Consider the following 19,782-nt stretch of genomic DNA (forward strand, 5'->3'; position numbering starts at 1 on the left):
GAGTTCGGCGTACCGGACCGGCGAACTCGCGTGATTGGAGGGTCAGTTCACGTGATTGGGAGGTCGACACGCGTGATTGGGGGGTCGACACGGGCCGCGCGAAAACCGGCACCGCGGGCTGCGTGGGGCGCCTACGCTGGAGCGGGTGAGCGACAGCGAGAACTTCGAGGGGCGCGACGTCGGGTCCGGGATCTCCGTCATCCGGGAAAGCAGCGACGTCGTCGGGTCCGGGCCGCGGCTGCACCGGCATCCCTACGCCGAAACGTTCGTCATCATCCGGGGGCGGGCGCGGTTCACCATCGGTGCCGCGGAGCGTGACGGCGGTGCCGGGGACGTGCTCGTCGTCCCGGCCGGCACCGCGCACAAGTTCGCGGTGCTCGGCCCCGGGGTCTACGAGGCCGTGCACATCCACGAAAGCGACCACTTCATCACCGAGTACCTGGAGTGACGCGCTAGACCTCGTTTTCGCCGATCATCGCGCGCAGCTTCTGGAGGGCGCGGTACTGCGTGATGCGGACGTTGCCCGGCGAAATGCCCAGGGACTCCGCCGTCTCGTTCGCCGACAGGCCGACGACGATCCGCAGTGACAGGATCGCCTGGTGCAGCGGCGGCAACGTCGCCATCAGCCGGCCCAGCCGGGCGCCGAGGTCCAGTTCCAGCACGTGGTTCTCCGGCTCGTTGCCGCCCAGCGGGCGGTCCGGCAGCTCCGACACCGGCTTCGAGCGGTCGCGCGCCACCGAGCGGAACGCGTCGGCGACCTTGTTCGCCGCGATCGCCCGCACCAGGTACAGGAACGAGCCGCCGCGGTCCTGGTAGCCCGGCAGCACCTTCAGCACCGCGAGCAGCACCTCCTGCGCGACGTCGTCGGCCGAGAGGTACGACAGGTCGCGGCCGCCGATCCGGGCGCGGCAGTAGCGGGCGACCGTCGGCTTGATCAGCCGCAGCAGCGCCTGGATCGCCGCCGGGTCACCGGTGCGCGCCGCCGCGACCACCGGGTCGAGGTCCTCTTTGGTCAGCCGGCCTTCCGGTCGCGGCAGCTCCTTCAGCACGGTGTAGCCGTCGACCTCTTCGGCCGGAACCGTGTCCAACGCCATGGTCTCCATGGGGTTCCCTCCTCGTTCCGGCCACCCGGAAATACCTACTCCGCAGGAACTCCTTTTCTGTTCCCGCATTCGATTATCGAGGCGCTGACCAGCAACGTTGCAGCAAAGTGGTTCTTGTCCACATATTGTCCGTTAACGAGAAACGGCCCACTCGGCATACCTGGCGGTCGGCCCCGCCCGGCTGGTCAGATTCTTGACAGTAATCGCCACACCGCGGGAACCGGTAGCGAAATCGCGCCGCGCACCGATGCTTCGCCCGTGACCGCCCCCTACCCCCAGGACCTCCACCGATGATCACCCATTGAACGCCACCGGAGAGTGTGCCCCGATGACGGATTCCGATCCCGGCCCGCACGGTTACCCCGTGACGGACCGGTTCGACGTCTTCCTGTGTTCCCCGCGAGCCGACCCGGCGGTGGAACGGGTCGAAGAAGCGCTCGAAGCCGACGGGCTGCGCGTATTCCGGGCCCGATTCGACGATTTCGACGCACCTGTCGACGCCCTCGCCGGATCACGCGTCCTGCTCGCCTGCTATTCACGCGCCTTACCGGCGGAATACGCGTGCCAATGGCAGCTGACGGCCGCGCTGGCCGCCGCCTGGCGCCACGGCGACCCGGCGGACCGCGTCCTGGTGCTCAACCCCGAACCCGACACGGCGCACCTCGAGCCGGCCGAACTCCGGGACGCGAGGTTCGCCGTGACCTCGGCGAACGTCGTCGCCCGGGTCCGCGCGAAGGTCGCCGCGACCGACGTCCCCCTGGGCCGGCCGGGCCCGCCGGCCGGCCGCTACCCGGCGCTCTGGGCCGTCCACAGCGCGCTCTTCCCGGGCGCCACCGCGGATCCGCGGCCGGTGGTGGTGCGCGGCCTGCCCGGCATCGGCAAGACGGCGCTCACCGAGCGGTACGCCTGCCTGTTCGCCGGCGCCTTCCCCGGCGGGGTGCTCCGGACCGGCCCGTTCGGGCACCTCGACCCGGACGACTTCCTCGCGCAGTTCCCCCTCGCCCTGGCGCGCGCCGCCGCGGACCGGCTCGGCACCGACGTCTCCGGGCTCGACCTCGACTGCCTGCGCGCGCTGCTCACCGACCGGATCGACGCCGCTCGCGAGCGGGTGCTGGTGCTCGTCGACGACGTCCCGGCCGGGCTGCCGCCCGCGGTCCTCGACCGGCTCGTGCTGCCGGGCGACCACGTCCGCACCCTGGTCACCAGCCGGTCGGGCCGCTGGGACGCGGCGACCGTGGACCTGGCCGGCCTCACCGGCGAGGAGAGCCTGCGGCTGTTCCGGACGCCCACCGGCGACGCCGAGCGCGCGGCCGTGCTGCGCTTCGCCGACCGCTGCGACGGCCACCCGGTCACCCTGCGCGCCGCGGCGCTCCGGCCGCCGGCCGGCGAGGTGCTCGACGCCCTGCCGGACACCGCGCCGGAAGCCGTCCGGGATCTGCTCGCCGGACTCGGCGCCACGGCCCGGGAGCTGGTCCGGCTGGGCGCGGTGCTCGCGCCCGTGCCGGTCCCGCCGGAGTTCGCCGCCGAGGTGCTGGGCTCTCGTGCGGAAGCGGCGCTCGTCAGCCGCGGGCTCGCCACCGAAGCGGACGGCGACCTGCGGTTCCTGGGTCTCGCCCTCGACGTCGCCCGCACCGGCCTCGACCCGGGCGACCTGCCCGGCCGCGCCGCCGACGTCCTGCTCGCCTGGCTGGCGGGCCGGCGCGGACGTCGTGACTTCCTGCTCCAGCACGCCCGCGCCCTCGCCGAAACCGCGCCGGCGCACCGGGTGCGGCTGCTGCGGCCGGTCGCGGCGGCGTTCGAAGCCCAGGGCGATCCGACGACGGCCGGCGAGATCCACGCCGTGATCCTCGCGAGCGGCGAGGCGACGTCAGCGGACCACACCCGCGCGGCCCGCGTCGAAATCGCCTGCGGCCTGTACCCGGAGGCCGTCGGGCACGCGCGTGAGGCGCTCGTGCTGGCGGACAGCGAGGCCGAGCGGTACGCGGCCGGCCTGACCGCGGCGCAGGCCCTGGACTGCCAGGGCGACTACGCCGAAGCCGACCGGACGTTCTGGCGGCGCGTCGGTGACCGGCTGCCCGACGACGGCGACGAGCGCTACCGGGCCGCCGTCGTCGCGGCGCAGGCCCACCGGCTGCGCGGCCGGCCGCGGGACGCCGTCGCGCTCCTCGAACCGGTGCTCGCGGAACTGCGGGACGCCCCACCGGATCGCGACGACCCGGCGGCCGTCCGGCTCGAACACGCGCGCAGCCTGCAGCTGTCCGGGCAGCCGCGGCGGGCGCGGGAGGTCGCCGGCGAGGTCGTCGCGGCCTACCACGCGGCGGGCCGGGAGCGGCACGTCCGCTGCGGTGAAGCGGAACTCGTCCGCGCCGACGCGATGCTGGCGCTCGACCTGGCCGACCTGCGGGCTGCCCCCGCCGACTGGGAGCGCTCGGCGGCCGAACTGCGCGAGCTGGAGGAGAGCTACGCGCGCCGCTACGGCTCGGAGAACCCGCTGACCCTGACGGCCGCGGCGCACGCCGACCGCGCGCTATTGGCGCTGGGCCAGCCCAAACGCGCGCTGGCCGTGCTGTCCGCGACCGAGCGGGTGGTGCTGCGGGTGCTGGGCGGGGACCACCGGCTGCGGTACCGGATCCGGCACGGCATGGGCCTGGCGCACGGCCAGCTGCGCGAGTTCGGCCGCCAGGCCGAGCTGCTGGAAGGCATTGTGGAGCCGCAGATCCGGCTGCTCGGCCGGACCCACCCGGAGACCATCGAAAGCCGCCTCGACCTCGGGATCGCGCTCGCGCTGAGCGGCCACGGCCCGCGTGACCGGGCGACCGGGCTGGTCGACGGCGCCGCGCTGGACGTCGTCGACGCGCTCGGCGTCAGCACCGAACTGGCGGCCAAGGCCCAGGCCGCCCGGCAGGTCGTGCGGCTGCCCCAGCCGTTCGTGTCGGCGTTGTTCACCGTCGAACGGCTGATCTGGCCCGGCCGGGCCGGGGTCAGTTGACGTCCGCGGACCCCCAGCGGATGCCGTAGGCGAAGCCGGGGGCGAGGTGCCGGAACCGGACGTGCACCTCGCCGGAGTCGTCGGCCGTGAGCAGCGGCCCGCGCCGGGACGTGTCGCGCGCGTCCTCCTGGAAAGCCTTTTCCAGGAGGACGATGTGCTCCGGTACCCGGTCGCCGAACTTGACGTGCAGGTCGAACAGATCGCACGGGTGCCGCGGCACGCACACGTAGTGCGGTTCCCGGATGCTCGCCCGGAACCGCAACGCGATTTCGTGCTGTTCCCCGCGCCGCAACGGTTCCGGCAACCGCAACGCCAGCCCGATCCGGTCGCTCGACTCCATCGCCCGGCTGGTCAGCACACCGCCGTGGAAGACGTCCACTTCCAGATCCGACTCGTGCACGGATTCGCCTGACTTCGCGGCCGCGCTCAGCGTCAGCGCCAGATCCAGCTCGGTGATTTCGTCGGCGTCCGCGACGACCCGCCGGAATTCGAACGCCTCGGCCGACGGGTCGCCCAACGTCAGCGCGACCCGCAGTTCTTCGGTGTGCCAACTGCGGCTCGGATACCGCGGTCCGGGATCCGGCTCGGTCACCTTGACCGCCATTGCCGCGATCTGTTCGATGCCTTCGTCGATACGACGGCGCACCGTCCGGTCGTCACGCTGCAGCGTGATCGCCGCCCAGTGCACCCGTTCCTGGTAGAAGGGCTTGCGGGCGCTCTCGTGCAGCGCGAACGCGGCGAGCAGGACGATCTTCAGATCCTCCGGCAGCGCCCCGACCAGCGGCAGCAAACGGCCGGACAGTTTACGCTGCACCTCGGCCTGGTCGTCATCTTCGAGAATGCCGCATATCTCGCGCAGCGCCGGCCCGACCCGTTCCCCCAGCGGTGTGGTGAAAATTCCCCTCCCCTTGCGGAGAATCTTCAGCTCGCCGACCACATCCGCCGCTTTGAGGACCACCGTTCCTCCCCTCGCCGTTCCGCGCACGGTCGTCAATACTCGTCAGCCCCGCGGCCGCTGTCCAGTCGATCATGGCACGACATACGGATCGTTATGCCGCGGTTTCCTTTCCTCTCCTTGTGGGAAACGGGAAACTCCTTGCCGGGCCGTTCCGGGCGGCCGCATTCTTGGCGGACCGCGGCGATTCCGCGGCAAAAACCGAAGACCACGGGGTGAACCCCGCGCCGAGTGCTGCCCTGGTGCGCACTGTCGAAGGAGTCGAAATGACGGTTGCCGGTGCGTTTTCGCCACTCCGGTGGCCGGGCCGCCTCCCTGGTCTTCGCCCGCCGAGAGGAGGTGCGCCAACCATGCAGACCCACGCGATCGGGCTGATCATCGCCCTGCTGACCGTCGTCTTCGGCTGAGGACGGGGCCATGCGTGACGAACACGGGCTGTGCGCACAGCGGCCGGCCGGGCCCCGGGACCCGGCCGGCCACCCCGCGGACAGCGCTTCCCCGCGGCAAGTGCTGTCCGAGCAAAGTGGAAACCGACGTGACCACAATGAACTCCGCACGGTTCGCGCCCGTGAAGCTGAGACGAGGCGCTAGCCGGCCACGATTCGGGTCAGCACCGACGGGACGGCGCTTTCCAGCTCCTCCGGGACGTCGGGCGCGCCGGCCAGGTGTCGCAGCAGGGCCTGCTGGAACAGGCCGTCGAACAGGGCGTACGCGACCGGGGCCGGGACCTCCACCGGGGTCGCCGCGAGGTCCGCGTAGCGCGTCACCACGTGCCAGATCATCTCTTCGCGGCGGCGGTCGATCTCGAGGACGTCCGCGCGGAACGACTCTTCGAACAGGCTCTGGTTGCGCAGGTCGTACCAGAGGCGGTGCATCTTCGCGTCCGCGCGCAGGGTGGCGGCCATCGCCGCCGCGAAGTCGCGCTTCAGCTCTTCGGCCGTGCGGGCGCGGGCCACGATCTCGTCGTAGCGGGTGACGCAGACTTCCTCGAACTGGCGGACGCAGTGGGTGAGCAGGTCCACCTTGTCGGCGAAGTAGTAGTGCAGCACGCCGTGCGAGAACTCCGAGTTCTGGGCGATCTCCCGCAGGCTCGTGCGCGCGTAACCGAGCTCGGCCAGCGTCCGCAGCGCCGACCCGGCCAGCTGCGCCCGCCGCTCGGTGAACTTGTCCACCCCGCTGCGGGAGATGCGCTCCCGGGTCCGCTCCTTCGCCTGCGTCACCTGCACCACCTGCCGGTTCGTCCTGCGTGCCGGGTTCAAGTCTATCGGGGGACCCGGGGAGGCGGCCCGCACACCACACCGGACGTACCCGGGTACGCGCGCTGCCGTAGGCCCAAGTGCCGTCCGCCGGGGGACGCTCCCGGCGGCCCGGATCCCGAGGATGGGAGGCAGCGAAAAGGAGGGACCCATGACACGCCGTCTCGGCGCCCGGGCCCGCAAGTGGTACCTGGTGGCCCACATCGTCTCGGGGGGCGCGTGGATCGGAATCGACGCGGTCCTCGGCATCCTCGTCGCCACCGCGCTGATCTCCGGCGACCCCGCCGTCGTCGCCACGAGCCTGCAGGCGCTGGAGCTGTTCGCCGTGTGGCCGATGCTGATCGCCGCGCTCCTCACGCTCGGCACCGGCGTCGTGCTCGGGCTCGGCACGAAGTACGGCCTCGTCCGCTACTGGTGGGTGGCCGTGAAGCTGGCCGTGAACGTCGTGATGGCGCTGCTGATCCTCTTCGCGTTGCGCCCGGGGCTCTATGACGCCGCCGGGTACGGCCGTCAGCTCGCCGCCGGGCAGACCCCGCAGGGCGACCCGGCCGGCCTGCTCTACCCCGTGATCGTCGCCCCCAGCCTGTTGCTGTTCGCCAGCGTCCTCTCGGTCTTCAAGCCGTGGGGCCTCATCCGGAAAGGCAAGGAGACCCGTGAACCTGCCCGTCGAAACGATCGCCCTGACCAAACGCTACGGACCGGCCGCCGCGGTGGCGGAGCTGAACCTGTCGGTGCGCGCCGGTGAGGTGTACGGCTTCCTCGGCCCGAACGGCGCCGGCAAGACGACGACGCTGCGGATGCTGCTCGGCCTGATCCGGCCGACGGCCGGCCGCGTCCGGCTCTTCGGCGCCGAACCGGGCCCGGCCAGCCTCGCCCGCGTCGGCGCGCTCATCGAAGGCCCCGCCTTCTACCCGTACCTGTCGGGCCGGGCGAACCTGCGGGTCCTCGCCGACCACGCCGGCGTCCCGCGCACCCGCGTCGACGCCGTGCTCGACGTCGTCGCCCTCACCGACCGGGCGAAGGACAAGTACGCGACGTACTCGCTCGGCATGAAGCAGCGGCTCGGCCTCGCCGCCGCGCTGCTGAAGGAGCCCGAGCTGGTGGTGCTCGACGAGCCGACCAACGGCCTCGACCCGGCCGGGATGGCCGACATGCGCGTCACGCTGCGCAAGCTCGCCGCGGACGGTTGCACCGTGCTGCTCTCGAGCCACCTGCTGGCCGAGGTCGAGCTGATCTGCGACCGCGTCGGCGTGCTCGACCACGGCCGGCTCGTCGCCGAGACGTCGGTACCGGACCTGCGGGCGGGTGGCGCGCTGCGCGTCGTCGCCGGGCCGCTCGACCAGGCCCGCGCGCACCTCGGCCGGCTGCTAGGCGCGGACCGCGTGCACGCCGACGGCGCCGCGCTCGAGCTCGACGTCGACCCCGGCGAGGCCGGGCGGATCAACGCGGCGCTCGTCGGCGCCGGCCTCGACGTCAGCGAGCTGCGCTGGCGCGAACCCGACCTGGAACAGACGTTCCTCGCCCTGACCGGAGGTACCCCCGATGCCGCGTGACATCCGAGCCGAGCTCCTGAAGCAGGCGCGCCGGCCGGCGAGCTGGCTGCTGCTGGCCGTCGCCATTGTGCTGACGCTGACCTTCGGCTACGCCGTCCCCTACGCCGGCCTGGGCGGCGCTCCGGCGGCCAGCGGGCCCGGCGCCGGCCGCGGGCTGAGCGCGATGCTGCCGGACGCGTTCGTCGGCAGCGCGCTGGGCGGGCTGCCGATCTTCGTCGGCGCGCTCGCGCTGATCTTCGGCGTGCTCGTCGCGGGCAGCGAATACGGCTTCGGCACGTGGAAGACCGTGCTGGTGCAGAACCCTTCGCGTGTCACGGTCTTCGGCGCGAAGCTGGTCGTCGTGACGATGGCGGCGCTCGCCACGGTGCTCACGCTGTTCGCGGCGACCGCGGGCGCGAGTGCGCTCGTCGCGTCGCTGCAGGGCCAGGCGCTCCTCTGGCCGAGCGCGTCCGACGTCCTGCTGGGCCTCGGCGCCGGCTGGCTGGTGACGGCCATGTGGGGCGCGCTCGGCGTGCTGCTGGCCATCGGCCTGCGCTCGGTCGCGCTGCCGATCGGGCTGGGCCTGGTGTGGCTGCTGGCCGTGCAGAACCTGCTCGCCTCGGTCGCCGCGCCGTTGCTGACGTGGGTCGCCGAGCTGCAGAAGGTGCTGCCGGGGCCGAACGCCGGCGCGCTCGCGGCGTCGTTCGGGGCGAGCGCCCCCGGGGTCGGGCCGATCGTCGGGTCCGGGCAGGCCACCGTGGTGCTCGCGGGGTACCTGATCGGGTTCGCCGTGCTCGGCGGGTGGCTGCTCCACCGGCGTGACATCGCCTGATGGTGCCGGTGCGGTGAGCCGGTTCCCGGTCGTGCCCGGTGTAGTGTTTCTCAGTTCGACGGACCGGGTTTGACCACGTGAGGTGCCATGACAGTGCGGCGGTACCCGGTGGCGATCGCGCTCGTCGTCGTCACGGCGGCGCTGATCGCCGGCAACGGGTTCGCGTTCTGGGGCGACACCTTCGCGTTGTGGATCGACGACGCCATGCAGCTGAGCGCCGGGGTCGCCGCGGTCGTCTGCGGCTGTCTGGTCGCCCGCCGCTTCCGCGGGCACCAGCGCTGGTGGCGGCTGCTGATCGCGCTCGGCATGGCCGGCTGGTCGCTCGGGCAGTGCGTCTGGTCCTGGTTCCAGCTGGTCGACGGCCGGGGCCTGCCGTCGCCGTCGCTGGCCGACGTCGGCTACCTGAGCTTCCCGGTCTTCGCGCTCGCGGCGTTGTTCACGCTGGCCCGGGCGCGGATCCGGCCGGACCGCGAGCGCTGGCAGCCCGCGCAGTGGACCGCGCACTTCGGGATCGCGGTGGTGCTCGACGGCCTGGTCGTCACCGGCTCGCTGTTCATCCTGACCTGGACCGCGGCGCTCGGGCAGCTGGTCCGGGCCACCGCGCCGGACGCGGGCTCGTGGGCCGTGGCCATCGCCTACCCGCTGTCGGACCTGGTCATCGTGGTCGTCGCGGTGCTGCTGGTGGTGTTCGACCGGGTGGACCGGCCCTACCGCGCGAACCTGCTGCTGCTGGCCGTCGGGATCGTCGCGCTCGCCTGCTCCGACAGCGTGTTCGCCTACCTCGTCAGCATCGGCGCCGAGAGCATGAAGCCGTGGGCCGACGCGGGGTTCGTGCTCGGCCCGATGTTCATCGCGTTCGCCCTGCTGGCGACGCCGAACGCGCGCCGGCGCGACGACGCCGGCCAGTCCGGCGGCGTCGACTGGTGGCAGCTGGCGCTGCCGTACATCCCGGTCACGGCCGTGGCGCTGCTGATCACCGCGCAGCTGGTGGCCGGGGCCGGGCCGGACGGCGTCGAGGTGTTCGTCGGCGTGCTCGTGGTGTTCCTCGTGCTCGCCCGGCAGCTGCTTTCCGTGCTGGACAACCGGTTGCTGCTGCGGCGGGTGTACGAGGGCCAGCAGCAGCTGACCCACCAGGCCTACCACGACCCGCTCACCGGGCTGGCCAACCGCGCGTTGTTCGGCGACCGGCTCGACCGGGCCGTCGCCGACGGCGCGGAAGCCACCGGGGACCACCGCCCGCTCGTGCTGATCTTCGTCGACCTCGACGACTTCAAGGAGGTCAACGACCGGTTCGGGCACGCCGGCGGTGACCTCCTGCTGCACGGCGTCGCGCAGCGGCTGCTGAGCTGCGTCCGCTCGACCGACACCGTCGCGCGCCTCGGCGGCGACGAGTTCGCGATCCTGCTCGAAGGCGAGGTCGAGGCGCCGCAGGCGGTCGCGGACCGGATCCGCGGCGCGCTGCGCCGGCCGTTCTCGGTGCACGGCACGCTGGTCGTGGTGCGGGCGAGCATGGGCCTGGTCGTGCCGGACCCGGCCGAGCCGCTGGTCACCTCCGACGTGCTGCTGGGCCGCGCGGACACGTCGATGTACGCGGGCAAGCGCCTCGGCAAGGACACCACCGTGGTCTACCGGCCGTCACAGGACGGCCCGCCGGACTTCCCGGCGGCGCTGCGCCGCGCGGCCGGTGGTGTCCCGGAGGGCTTCGGGCTGGTTTTCCAGCCGATCGTGCGGCTCGCCGACGAGACGCCGGTGGCCGTCGAAGCACTGGCCCGCTGGAGCGCCCCGGACGGCACGCCGGTCTCGCCCGAGACGTTCGTCCGCGCGGTCGAAGGCGCCGGCCTCGGGGCCGAGCTGGACGCGCTGGTGCTGGACCTGGCCTGCCGCGAGATCACCGCGGCCGGGCTGGACCTGACGGTGCACGTCAACGTCTGCGCCAGCCGGCTCGGCGCGGCCACGCTCGAACAGAGCGTCAGCGCGAGCCTGGCCCGGTACGGCCTGCCGGCGGACCGGCTCGTCGTCGAGATCACCGAGACGGTGCCGGTGCCGGACCTCGCGGCCGGCGCCGACGCGATCCGGCGGCTGCAGGCCCTCGGCGTCCGGGTGGCGCTCGACGACTTCGGGGCCGGGTACAGCTCGCTGACCGTGCTGCACGCGCTGCCGGTCGACCTGATCAAGCTGGACCGCGCGCTGACGACGGGCATCCAGCCGGAGCGCGACGCGGCCCTGTGCCGCTCGCTGGTCGGGCTGTGCGCCGACCTCGACCTCGCGGTGGTCGCGGAAGGCATCGAGACGGCCGAGCAGGCCGAGCTGATCACCCGCGCGGGCTGCACGACGGCCCAGGGCTACCGCTTCGGCCGCCCGGCCCCGCTGTCGGCGTTGAACCTGCCGGAACGGCTGAGCGGTCTGCCGCAGCCCTCGTGAGTGTTCAGGGCGGTTCCAGCCGCCCTGAACACTCACGACCGGCTCAGTCCGCGTGCACGCCCGGCGGCAGGACGCCGAAGATCGTCGCCGTCGAGCCCGCGCCCCTGCGGTTGATCGGGCCGCCCGCCAGCACCCACGCGCCCGTCGTCGGCAAGGCCTTCAGGTTCGCCAGGATCTCCAGGCTGATCCGGTGGCGCTGGTAGACCAGCTTGGACACGGTGTACGTCTCGTCGGTGCCGACGTCCGGGCTGAACGTGTCGGTGCCCGTGCCGCCCTGCCGGCCCAGCCGTCCGGTGTCGATCAGCCACTTCACCGCCGGGATCGAGAAGCCGGGCTGGTGCAGCACGCCGTCGGCGCCGGTGTTCGGGTAGGCCGGGGTGCCCCACTTGGCGTCCCAGCCGGTCCAGAGCACGACGACGGCGTCGTCGGGGATCCGGCCGTGGCGCTTCTCCCAGGCCTTGAGGTCGTCGATCGTGACGCCGTAGTCCGCGTTGGCCGCGGCCTTCGCTCTTATGTCGATCTTGACGGCGGGCCGGAATAGATCCGCCGGGTCCATCGCGTCGGCGAGGGGCTGACCGGTGTTGAAGTGGCCGGGCGCGCCCCAGTGCGTGCCCGTGTGCTCGCCTTCGCGGACGAACTGCAGGTAGTAGCCGTCGTCCGGGATGGTCGCGATGGTCTCCAGCGAGAACGCCGGATCGCCGGGGAACACGTTGGTCTTGGCGGGGTCGTTGACGTGCGACAGGTTGACCAGGTTCAGCTGGTCGAGCCGCACCGGCGGGGTCGTCGCCGTCGCTGCCTGCGCGGTCCGCCCGGACACGGCGGCGCCGAACACCCCGGCCAGCCCCGCGGCCAGCACCCTGCGTCTCATCGGCATGGGGAATCACCTTTCACCGGAACACCGCCCGTGCGGCGGCCTGCACGTGATATCACCCGGACCGGGTGCGGCCCAAGGAGCTGGGCGAAGATGGGGTCCATGGACGACGACATCGAAGACAACGCCGACAACGGCGTGCTCGACCCCGAGGACACCCTGCTCGACCGCGACGAGCTGGCGGAGGGCTACTCGCCGCCGGAGCACACGCGCGCGACCGAGGATTGGGGCACGACCGCGCGGGAGACGGCGGAGGGCGAAAGCCTCGACGGCCGGCTCGCCCGCGAGGTCCCCGACCTGGCCGACGACGCCGACGATGACGGCCTGGGTGACAGCGAGGACACCGACGGCGAACTGGTCGACGACGAGGTCGGCGACGTCCGCGCGGGCCGGCTGGTCGCTTCGGACGAGGGCTTCGGCGCGGACACCGATGAAGAGCTGTACGCCTCCGACGCGGGCGTCGACGGCGGCGCGGCTTCGGCGGAGGAAGCCGCCGTCCACGTGATCGACCCGTCCCGCCGCTGGTGAGGCGGCGGGGCCGGCCCGGCCCCGCCACTCGCCGGACCTCGACGGTCCGGCCCGCGGTCGTCGCGCTGGGGAACACGACCCGCCCCCTCGGCGGTTCGTGCCGGCCACGACGGCGTCACCGTGCCGCAGTCCCCTTGCACGACGCTGTCCGACTCCTGTCGGCTCCGCTCGGGTCCGCCGCCGGATCCGACCCCTCGACGGGTCCGGCGGCGAATTCCCGACCGGCCTAATCCTTTCCGCCGTCCGGCGCGTGGGGTAGGTGGCAGAGCGGACACCGGCCGGATCCGGCCGTCCACGTCCCCGCCGCTGCCGGAGGAGGGGCACGGATGCTCGAGGGCTTGCTGACGCCCGGCGCGGGCGCGCTGTACGACGCGATGGTGCGCACCGGGCCGTTGCCGCTGGACGATCCGCGGGCCGAGAGCCCGGAGATGCGGGAGCTGTTCGACCAGGGTTTCGTGCGCCGCGACTACCGCGACGACCCGGTGATCGCGCCGATGGAGCCGGTGCGCGCCGTCGACCACGCGATCCTGGGCGCGCAGCAGCGGCTCGTGGAGCAGCAGCGCCAGATCGTCGCGGCGCGCCAGCAGCTGGACATGCTGCAGGCGGTGTACCGCGCGGCGCACGGCAGCGGCGGCGACCCGGGTGTCGAGGTGCTGACGGACCCGCAGCGCATCGGCTCGCTGTCGCTGGAGCTGTGCCTGTCCGCGCGTGAGGAGTTCCTGACCTTCACCACGCGGCACTTCAAGCGGAAACCGGACGCGGGCACGGTGCTGCGGCTGCCGGACGCGGTGACCGAACGCGGGGTGCGGCTGCGCAACGTCTACGAGCGCGCGGCCCTGGAGTTCGACGGCGCCAAGGAGGTCGTGGCGGCCAGCGTCGCGGCCGGGTGGGCCATGCGGGTGGCGCCGGAGCTGCCGATGAAGATGGTCGTCGCCGACCACCACTCCGCGCTGGTCCCGCTCGACCCGAGCGGCATGGACGGCGCGCTGTTCGTCCGCAGCCCGACGATCGTCGCGGCCCTGCGGATGCTGTTCGAGCTGGTCTGGAGCCAGGCGGTCGCGGTGGACGGCGGCGGCGCGCAGCCCCGTCACGGCCTCACCCCGACCCAGGCGAAGGTGCTGGACCTGCTGGCCACCGGCATGACGGACGGCGCGATCGCGCGGCACCTCGACGTCAGCGAGCGCACGGTCCGGCGGCACGTCCAGGGGTTGCTGGAGGCGCTGCAGGCGGACAACCGGGTGGCCGCGGTGTTCGCGGCGACCCGGCTGGGCTGGCTCGGGTGAGCCGGCGCTACTCGAGCTTCCGGCACTCCGGCGGGCCCTGGGTCCAGATCCAGACGCAGTCCGTCCCGGGCGGTTTGACCGCCGGGGTGCCGTTTCCCGGCGCCGCGGCGGCCGCCGGGACGGCGAGGGTGCCGATGGCCGCCGCGGCGAGCAGGCCGGCCAGCACTCGCTTGATCATGGTCTTCCTTCCGGAGCGGGGATCTCCCGGCCAAGTTAGGCCAGGCCGGCCGGCAGCGGCAGGGGCGGTTTCGGTCAGTGTCCGGTACCGGCCACCGGCCGGCTGGCCGGTACCGGACGTTGGCCGCACCCGACCGGTGCGCGGGCCGGCGCGGCTCTCCTACGGTCGGGGACATGGGTGACGAGGCGCCCCCGCGCTGGTGGGGTGAGGAGGGCGCCCGTCCCCGCCCGGACCCGGCCGGCTGGTGGCCGGAAGCCGACACACTGCACTGGGTCGCGGCGACGACCCCCGCCCCGGCCGACCCGGCTGCCGTCGCGGGTCCGTGAATGCCACATCGACGGACACCATGGCCCTCGATGTGGCATTCACGGACTTCAGCGGGCGGGTCAGGCGCGGTTGTACTCGCGGACCGCGTCCAGGTAGCCGGAAATCGCGTCGCGGTTGCGCAGCAGGCACTCCGCGCGACGCGCCATGCGGTCGCGTTCCGCTTCCAGCGTGGCCAGCATCTCCGGGGTCGCGTCCGGGAAGTAGATCGCCCGGGGTTTGTCCAGGCACGGCAGGACCTGCTTGATGATCCGCGTCGGCAACCCGGCGTCCAGCAGCCCGCGGACCTGGATCACGCGGTCGACCGTCGCCTCGTCGTAGTCGCGGTAGCCGTTCGGGCCGCGGGAGGCGATGATGAGGCCCTGCTCCTCGTAGTACCGCAGCAGCCGCCGGGACGTGCCGGTGCGCTCGGACAGCTCGCCGATCCGCATGTGCGCCACCTCACGTCCGCCGGGCTGGACCTTCACATCCATGTGAGGGTTCGAGCATATCCCCATGAGGACTCCCGCTCTGCTCGCCCTGACCACCGCCGCCTTCGTCACGGTGCTCACCGAGGCCCTGCCCGCGGGCGTGCTGCCCGGCATGAGCGCCGGCCTGCGCGTCGGCGAGTCCGCGGCCGGGCAGGCCGTGACGATCTACGCGCTCGGCACCGCCCTCACCGCGATCCCGCTGGCCGCGGCGACGTCGACCTGGCGCCGCAAACGTTTGCTGCTCACCGGGGTGGCCGGGTTCGCCGTCGCCAACACCGTGACGGCGCTGTCCGCGGACTACGCGCTGACGATGGTGGCCCGGTTCGTCGCCGGGGTCGCGGCGGGCGTCGTCTGGGCGCTGCTGGCCGGGTACGCGCGACGGCTGGCGCCCGCCGGTCGGGAGGGCAAGGCCATCGCGATCGTGATGGCCGGCATCCCGCTCGCGCTGTCGCTCGGCATCCCGGCCGGGACGTTCCTGGGCGGCCTGTTCGGCTGGCGCTCGGCGTTCGGCGTGATGTCCGCGATCGCCGTCGTGCTGCTGGCCTGGATCGCCGTCGGCGTGCCGGACCACCCGGGGCAGGCCCGCGGCGGCCGGCTGCCGGTGCTGCGCACGCTCACCGTGCCGGGCGTCGCGCCCGTCCTGGTCGTGACGCTCGTGTTCGTGCTGGCGCACACCGTGCTCTACACCTACGTCGCCGCGTTCCTCGGCCACGCCGGGCTGGGCGGTTCGGTGGACGTCGTCCTGCTGGTGTTCGGCGTCGCGTCGCTGGCGGGCATCGGGATCGTCGGCGCCCGGATCGACCGCGCGCTGCGCCGGCTCACGATCCTCAGCACGATCCTGGTCGCCGTGGCCGCCGCGCTCCTGATCGCGGACCGTCCCGCGCTGATCCACGTCGCCGTCGCGCTGTGGGGCCTCGGCTGGGGCGGCGTCCCGACGCTGCTGCAGACCGCCGCCGGCAACGCGGGCGGCGAGGCGGCGGACAACGCGCAGGCCATGCTCGTCACGTTGTGGAACGCCGCGATGGCCGCGGGCGGGGTGGCCGGCGGTGTCCTGCTCGACGCCGCCGGCCCGACGGCGTTCCCGTGGACGCTGCTCGTGCTCCTGGTGCCGGTGCTCGCTGTGGTGCTCGGCGCCCGGCGGCACGGCTTCCCCCAGCCGTCTTGAGCGCAGCAGTCTCGGGTGCGGCCGTCTTGAGCGGTCTTGCGTGGACGAAGGACCCGGGCGGGCTCGCGCCCGGGCCCTCCAGCTTTCAGCAGCGGCCGGACGAGATGGCCCGCAGCAGTTCCGCGTTGGTGGTGTCACCCGACAGCTCCCAGGCGAACACCCCGCCGAGGCCCTGCGACTTCGCGTACCCCGCCTTGGCCGACGCGGTCTCGGGGGTGTCATAGCTCCACCACTGCGAACCGCACTTGGCGTACGCGGTGCCCGCGACCTTCCCGTTCGCCGGGCAGGTCGTCTTGAGGACCTTGTAGTTCTCGACGCCGTCCTCGCCCGTCGTCGTGCCGGTCACCGGACCGGTGGCCGTGCCGCCCGGCTGCTTCTGCGTCACGCCGTCCCAGCCGCGGCCGTAGAACCCGAGGCCCAGCAACATCTTCGACGACGGCACGCCCTGGTGGCGCAGCTTCTGGATGGCCGCGTCGGCGTAGAACCCGGCAGTGGGGATGCCCGGGTAGGACCGCAGCGGCGAGTGCGGCGCGGTGGGCCCGGTCGGGCTGCCGCCGGCGACGAAGTAGTCGTAGGTCATCACGTTGTACCAGTCGAGGTAGCGGCTCGCCCCGGCGTAGTCGTTCGCGTCGATCTTGCCGTTCTTCGAGCCGTCCGCCGTGATCGCGGCCGTGACGAGCTGGTGCCCGAACTTCGCCCGCAACGCCTTGACCAGGCCCGTGAACGCCTTCGGCCCGCTGGTGTCGCAGTTCAGGCCGCAGGCGTTGGGGTACTCCCAGTCGATGTCGATGCCGTCGAAGACGCCGGCCCAGCGCGGGTCGTTGACCAGGTTGTAGCAGGACTCGGCGAACGCGGCCGGGTTCTTGGCCGCCTCGGTGAAGCCGCTCGACCAGGTCCAGCCGCCGAACGACCAGAGCACCTTGAGCTTCGGGTTCAGCTTCTTCAGCTGCAGGAGCTGGTTGAAGCTGCCGTGGAGGGTACCGCTGTCCGCCTGGCCGTTGACGCTCATCGACGCGTCGTAGGGCATGTCGTGGTCGGCCCAGGGGTCGCCGACCGCGCAACCGCCGCCGGTCACATTGCCGAAGGCGTAGTTGATGTGGGTCAGCTTCGCGGCCGACCCGGACGTCTCGATGTCCTTGACGTGGTAGTTGCGGGCGTAGACGTCCCAGTCGGCGAAGTAGGCCATCACCTTGCCGTCGGACTGACCGCCGTGGGACTGACCGGCCTCGGCGACCGCCGGCGAGGCGAGGGACGCGACGGACAGAGCCAGCGCGGCGACGGCGATCGGAACTCGTTTTCTCAAGCGGAGCACGGGGATTCCTTTCAGGGCCACGGACCGGCTGAGGCTAACAGGTCCAGACCACTGCGGACAGAGCGAAAGGTCTGCCGCAAACAGATTTCCCGGTCGTGTCGCAGCCGGGTCCGGATTCACGGTGTGCGAAGATCCTCGCATGACGGAGTTCGGCTGCGCCCGCTGTTGCGGCAAAGACGCATTGACCGCGATGGCGTTCTGCACGACCCGGCTCCGGGAAACCCACCGCTTGGTGGAGCAGTCGCACTTCGGCGTTTCCCTGCGCGAATGTCCGGAATGCGGCCAGGCGTTTGCCTCGATCTTCACCGAGTTCGTCGACTGGACCGGCGGCGCGGACGCCCAGTTCTTCGACATCGTGCCGTTGACCGGCACCGAGGTGAACTCGTTGGCAGCGCAGGGTTCCGGCGTCGACCTGGTCACCCTGGGCGCGCTCGGCAGCGTGCGCCGGCGGCTCTCGTCGGCGTGGCCGACCGGTGGCGCGAAGACGATTTCGTGGAAATCGGAGCCGCTTTCGGTGCGCGAAGGCTACTGAAGTCCCTGGCCACGTCCGGCCAGCCGCAGGATCGCCGCCGCCGAACGGTCGACGTCGGCCTCCGTCGTGGACCAGTTCGACACCGAAATCCGCACGTACCGGCGGCCGCGCCAGGTGGTTCCGCCGAGCCAGCACGTGCCGTCGCGCTGGATCGCCGTGACGAGCGCGTCGGTGCGGGCGTCGTCGCCGAAGGACACCAGGACCTGGTTGAGGACGACGTCGTTGGCGATCTCCGCGCCGCCGTCGGCGAGCGCCGCGGCGAAGCGGCGGGCCAGCCGGCAGCAGCGGTCGACGAGCTCGGCCACGCCGTCGCGACCCAGTTCGCGCAGGGCCGCCCAGACGGCGAACCCGCGGGCGCGCCGCGACGACTCCGGCGTGAGGTCGCCCATGCCGGCCACCTCGCCCGCGCCGACGAGGTAGGCCGCGCGGTTGGCGAAGGCCGCGGCGTGGGCGTCCGGCCGGGCGCAGAAGACGAACCCCGAGTCGTAGGGCACGTTGAGCCACTTGTGCCCGTCGCAGGCCCAGGAGTCGGCCAGCTCGACGCCGTCGAGCAGCGCCGCCGTGGCCGGGTTGGCCGCGGCCCACAGGCCGAACGCGCCGTCGACGTGCACCCAGGCGTCACCGGCGGCTTCGCGGGCGGCGCGCAGGTCGTCGCACGCGCCGGTGTTCACGTTGCCCGCCTGCAGGCAGACGATCGCCGGACCGGTCCCGGCGGCCAGCACCCGCGCCAGGTCGGCGACGTCGATCGCGCCCTGGGGACCGGCGGCCACCTCCTCGACGGCGGCCGTGCCGAAGCCCAGCAGCCGCAACGCGCGGTCGATCGTCGCGTGCCGTTCGGCGCTCGCGACCACGCGGACGCGCGGGGCGCCGAAGAGCCCGTCGCGTTCGACGTCCCAGCCCGCTTCGGCGAGCACGTGGTGGCGCGCGGCGGTGAGCCCGGCGGTGTTCGCCGCCTGCCCGCCGGTGACGAACCCGGCGGTCGCGCCGGCCGGGATGCCGAGCAGCTCCTTGAGCCAGCCGCCGGCGGCTTCTTCCGCGGCCGCGGCGGCGGGTGAGAGCACGGCGTTGAAGGCGTTCTGGTCCCAGCCCGCGGCGAGGACGTCGGCGGCGGTCGCGGCGGGCAGTCCCCCGCCGATGACGAACCCGAAGAACCGCGGCCCGGCGGTGGCCATCAGCCCGGGCGCGGCGGCCCGCGCGAGGTGTTCGAGCACGTCGGACGGCGGGCTCGGGTCCGCCGGCAGCGGCCCGCCGAAGCCCGCGCGCAACGCGGCGAGGTCGGCGGCCGGCGCGACCGGCCGCTCGGCCAGGGAGTCCCGGTGGTCCGCGGCCAGCGCGGCGGCCCGGGCCAGGAGGTCACGCAGTTCGTCCACGGCCCCGACTCTAGGCGGCCTTCGGGTGCGCGGCCCGCACGTTTTCCCGGGCCAGCTCGGCGGTCGTCGCGATGCGCCGCTGCCGCGTCTCCGGGCGCTTCGCCTTGGCGATCCACTCCAGGATCAGCCGCTTCGACGACGGCGGGAACGCGGCGAAGTGCGCGGCCGCGACGGCGTCGAACGCCCGCGCGAGATCCGGCGGGACGACGCCGTCCTGCGCCTCGGCCAGCGCGTCCCAGGTCCCGGTGCGGCGGGCGAGGTCGACCAGCGCCTGCCCGGACGGCGTCATCAGGCCGGCCGCCGTCAGCCGGGCCACGCGGTCGCGGTTCACGCGGCTCCACGTGCTCTTCGGGTTCCGCGGCGTGAAGCAGAGGTACGTGCTGTCCGCGTCCCGCCGCAGCGCTTTGCTGTCGATCCAGCCGAAGCACAGCGCCTGCTCCATCGCCTCGTGCACCAGCACCCCCGGCGACGCGCTGTGCTTGCGCCGGATCACCAGCCACACCGCTGCCGCCGTGCCGCGCGACGCCAGCCACTCCCGCCACTGCGCGACCGACGTGACCTTCAGCACCGCGATGCCGTCCAAAGTCTCCATGCCCACATCATCGGGGGTGAAGTGTTCATCTTCTGAGCACTTTCCGGCGGGAACAACCGCGGCCCTCCC

At 73.0% G+C, this 19,782-nt stretch carries 20 protein-coding genes; 11 read left to right on the forward strand and 9 right to left on the reverse strand.

Annotation, left to right across the window (positions count from 1 at the left end; genetic code table 11):
* Positions 1 to 145: 145 nt before the first annotated feature.
* Positions 146 to 448: a cupin domain-containing protein gene (locus MUY22_RS02515; protein WP_247056593.1), complete on the forward strand. Its 303-nt coding sequence runs from the start codon at positions 146 to 148 to the stop codon at positions 446 to 448.
* Between the two features lie 4 nt (positions 449 to 452).
* On the opposite strand, the gene shbA is transcribed toward MUY22_RS02515, so the two are convergent.
* Complete coding sequence (gene shbA, locus MUY22_RS02520) at positions 453 to 1,103, reverse strand: RNA polymerase sigma factor ShbA (RefSeq protein ID WP_247056595.1); 651 nt, start codon at positions 1,101 to 1,103, stop codon at positions 453 to 455.
* Between the two features lie 328 nt (positions 1,104 to 1,431).
* Here shbA and MUY22_RS02525 point away from each other — a divergent pair, with 328 nt between their 5' ends.
* A complete protein-coding gene (locus MUY22_RS02525; RefSeq protein WP_247056598.1) occupies positions 1,432 to 4,092 on the forward strand; it encodes a toll/interleukin-1 receptor domain-containing protein in 2,661 nt (886 codons plus the stop codon).
* On the opposite strand, the gene MUY22_RS02530 is transcribed toward MUY22_RS02525, so the two are convergent.
* Complete coding sequence (locus tag MUY22_RS02530; protein ID WP_247056600.1) at positions 4,085 to 5,050, reverse strand: hypothetical protein; 966 nt, start codon at positions 5,048 to 5,050, stop codon at positions 4,085 to 4,087. The genes MUY22_RS02525 and MUY22_RS02530 overlap by 8 nt on opposite strands.
* Positions 5,051 to 5,634: 584 nt before the next feature.
* The gene (locus tag MUY22_RS02535; RefSeq protein WP_247056602.1) at positions 5,635 to 6,267 is read right to left on the reverse strand and encodes a TetR/AcrR family transcriptional regulator; all 633 of its coding nucleotides are present in this window, start codon (positions 6,265 to 6,267) and stop codon (positions 5,635 to 5,637) included.
* A 187-nt stretch (positions 6,268 to 6,454) separates the two neighbouring features.
* Between MUY22_RS02535 and MUY22_RS02540 the strand changes: the two genes are divergently transcribed.
* The 4 genes from MUY22_RS02540 (at position 6,455) to MUY22_RS02555 (ending at position 11,088) form a co-directional block, all read left to right on the forward strand.
* Positions 6,455 to 7,048 (forward strand): hypothetical protein, encoded by a 594-nt coding sequence (locus tag MUY22_RS02540; RefSeq protein WP_247056604.1) that lies wholly within the window; start codon positions 6,455 to 6,457, stop codon positions 7,046 to 7,048.
* Positions 6,957 to 7,856: an ABC transporter ATP-binding protein gene (locus MUY22_RS02545; protein WP_247056606.1), complete on the forward strand. Its 900-nt coding sequence runs from the start codon at positions 6,957 to 6,959 to the stop codon at positions 7,854 to 7,856. Before MUY22_RS02540 ends, MUY22_RS02545 begins: the two co-directional genes overlap by 92 nt.
* Complete coding sequence (locus MUY22_RS02550; RefSeq protein ID WP_247056608.1) at positions 7,846 to 8,667, forward strand: ABC transporter permease; 822 nt, start codon at positions 7,846 to 7,848, stop codon at positions 8,665 to 8,667. The genes MUY22_RS02545 and MUY22_RS02550 overlap by 11 nt, the downstream gene beginning before the upstream one ends.
* 87 nt (positions 8,668 to 8,754) lie before the next feature.
* Positions 8,755 to 11,088, forward strand: coding sequence for a bifunctional diguanylate cyclase/phosphodiesterase (locus MUY22_RS02555; RefSeq protein WP_247056610.1), 2,334 nt, complete (start codon positions 8,755 to 8,757; stop codon positions 11,086 to 11,088).
* A gap of 43 nt (positions 11,089 to 11,131) precedes the next feature.
* Here the strand turns inward: MUY22_RS02555 and MUY22_RS02560 are convergent, their stop codons facing one another.
* The gene (locus tag MUY22_RS02560) at positions 11,132 to 11,962 is read right to left on the reverse strand and encodes a cyclase family protein (protein WP_247056611.1); all 831 of its coding nucleotides are present in this window, start codon (positions 11,960 to 11,962) and stop codon (positions 11,132 to 11,134) included.
* 99 nt (positions 11,963 to 12,061) lie between these two features.
* Here MUY22_RS02560 and MUY22_RS02565 point away from each other — a divergent pair, with 99 nt between their 5' ends.
* Complete coding sequence (locus MUY22_RS02565; RefSeq protein ID WP_247056613.1) at positions 12,062 to 12,487, forward strand: DUF5709 domain-containing protein; 426 nt, start codon at positions 12,062 to 12,064, stop codon at positions 12,485 to 12,487.
* Between the two features lie 326 nt (positions 12,488 to 12,813).
* On the forward strand, positions 12,814 to 13,770 hold the full coding sequence (locus MUY22_RS02570) for a LuxR C-terminal-related transcriptional regulator (RefSeq protein ID WP_247056616.1): 957 nt from the start codon (positions 12,814 to 12,816) through the stop codon (positions 13,768 to 13,770).
* A 7-nt stretch (positions 13,771 to 13,777) separates the two neighbouring features.
* On the opposite strand, the gene MUY22_RS02575 is transcribed toward MUY22_RS02570, so the two are convergent.
* Positions 13,778 to 13,948, reverse strand: coding sequence for a hypothetical protein (locus MUY22_RS02575; RefSeq protein WP_247056618.1), 171 nt, complete (start codon positions 13,946 to 13,948; stop codon positions 13,778 to 13,780).
* Between the two features lie 173 nt (positions 13,949 to 14,121).
* On the opposite strand from MUY22_RS02575, the gene MUY22_RS02580 reads away from it, so the two are divergent.
* Positions 14,122 to 14,274, forward strand: a complete 153-nt coding sequence (locus MUY22_RS02580; RefSeq protein ID WP_247056619.1) for a hypothetical protein — start codon at positions 14,122 to 14,124, stop codon at positions 14,272 to 14,274.
* A 60-nt stretch (positions 14,275 to 14,334) separates the two neighbouring features.
* Here the strand turns inward: MUY22_RS02580 and MUY22_RS02585 are convergent, their stop codons facing one another.
* On the reverse strand, positions 14,335 to 14,703 hold the full coding sequence (locus MUY22_RS02585; protein ID WP_247063595.1) for a MerR family transcriptional regulator: 369 nt from the start codon (positions 14,701 to 14,703) through the stop codon (positions 14,335 to 14,337).
* Between the two features lie 64 nt (positions 14,704 to 14,767).
* On the opposite strand from MUY22_RS02585, the gene MUY22_RS02590 reads away from it, so the two are divergent.
* Positions 14,768 to 15,907 carry an MFS transporter gene (locus MUY22_RS02590; RefSeq protein ID WP_247056621.1) on the forward strand — a complete coding sequence of 380 codons (1,140 nt, stop codon included), beginning with the start codon at positions 14,768 to 14,770 and terminating at the stop codon, positions 15,905 to 15,907.
* An 85-nt stretch (positions 15,908 to 15,992) separates the two neighbouring features.
* Here MUY22_RS02590 and MUY22_RS02595 read toward each other — a convergent pair whose 3' ends face one another.
* Positions 15,993 to 17,219, reverse strand: coding sequence for a glycoside hydrolase family 18 protein (locus MUY22_RS02595; protein WP_247056623.1), 1,227 nt, complete (start codon positions 17,217 to 17,219; stop codon positions 15,993 to 15,995).
* A 139-nt stretch (positions 17,220 to 17,358) separates the two neighbouring features.
* Between MUY22_RS02595 and MUY22_RS02600 the strand changes: the two genes are divergently transcribed.
* On the forward strand, positions 17,359 to 17,751 hold the full coding sequence (locus tag MUY22_RS02600; RefSeq protein WP_247056625.1) for a hypothetical protein: 393 nt from the start codon (positions 17,359 to 17,361) through the stop codon (positions 17,749 to 17,751).
* Here the strand turns inward: MUY22_RS02600 and MUY22_RS02605 are convergent.
* Positions 17,745 to 19,112, reverse strand: coding sequence for a pyridoxal-dependent decarboxylase (locus MUY22_RS02605; protein WP_247063597.1), 1,368 nt, complete (start codon positions 19,110 to 19,112; stop codon positions 17,745 to 17,747). The genes MUY22_RS02600 and MUY22_RS02605 overlap by 7 nt on opposite strands.
* 19 nt (positions 19,113 to 19,131) lie before the next feature.
* Positions 19,132 to 19,713, reverse strand: coding sequence for a YdeI family protein (locus tag MUY22_RS02610; RefSeq protein ID WP_247056627.1), 582 nt, complete (start codon positions 19,711 to 19,713; stop codon positions 19,132 to 19,134).
* Between the last annotated feature and the right edge of the window lie 69 nt (positions 19,714 to 19,782).

This window comes from Amycolatopsis sp. WQ 127309 (assembly GCF_023023025.1).
Lineage (GTDB): Bacteria > Actinomycetota > Actinomycetes > Mycobacteriales > Pseudonocardiaceae > Amycolatopsis.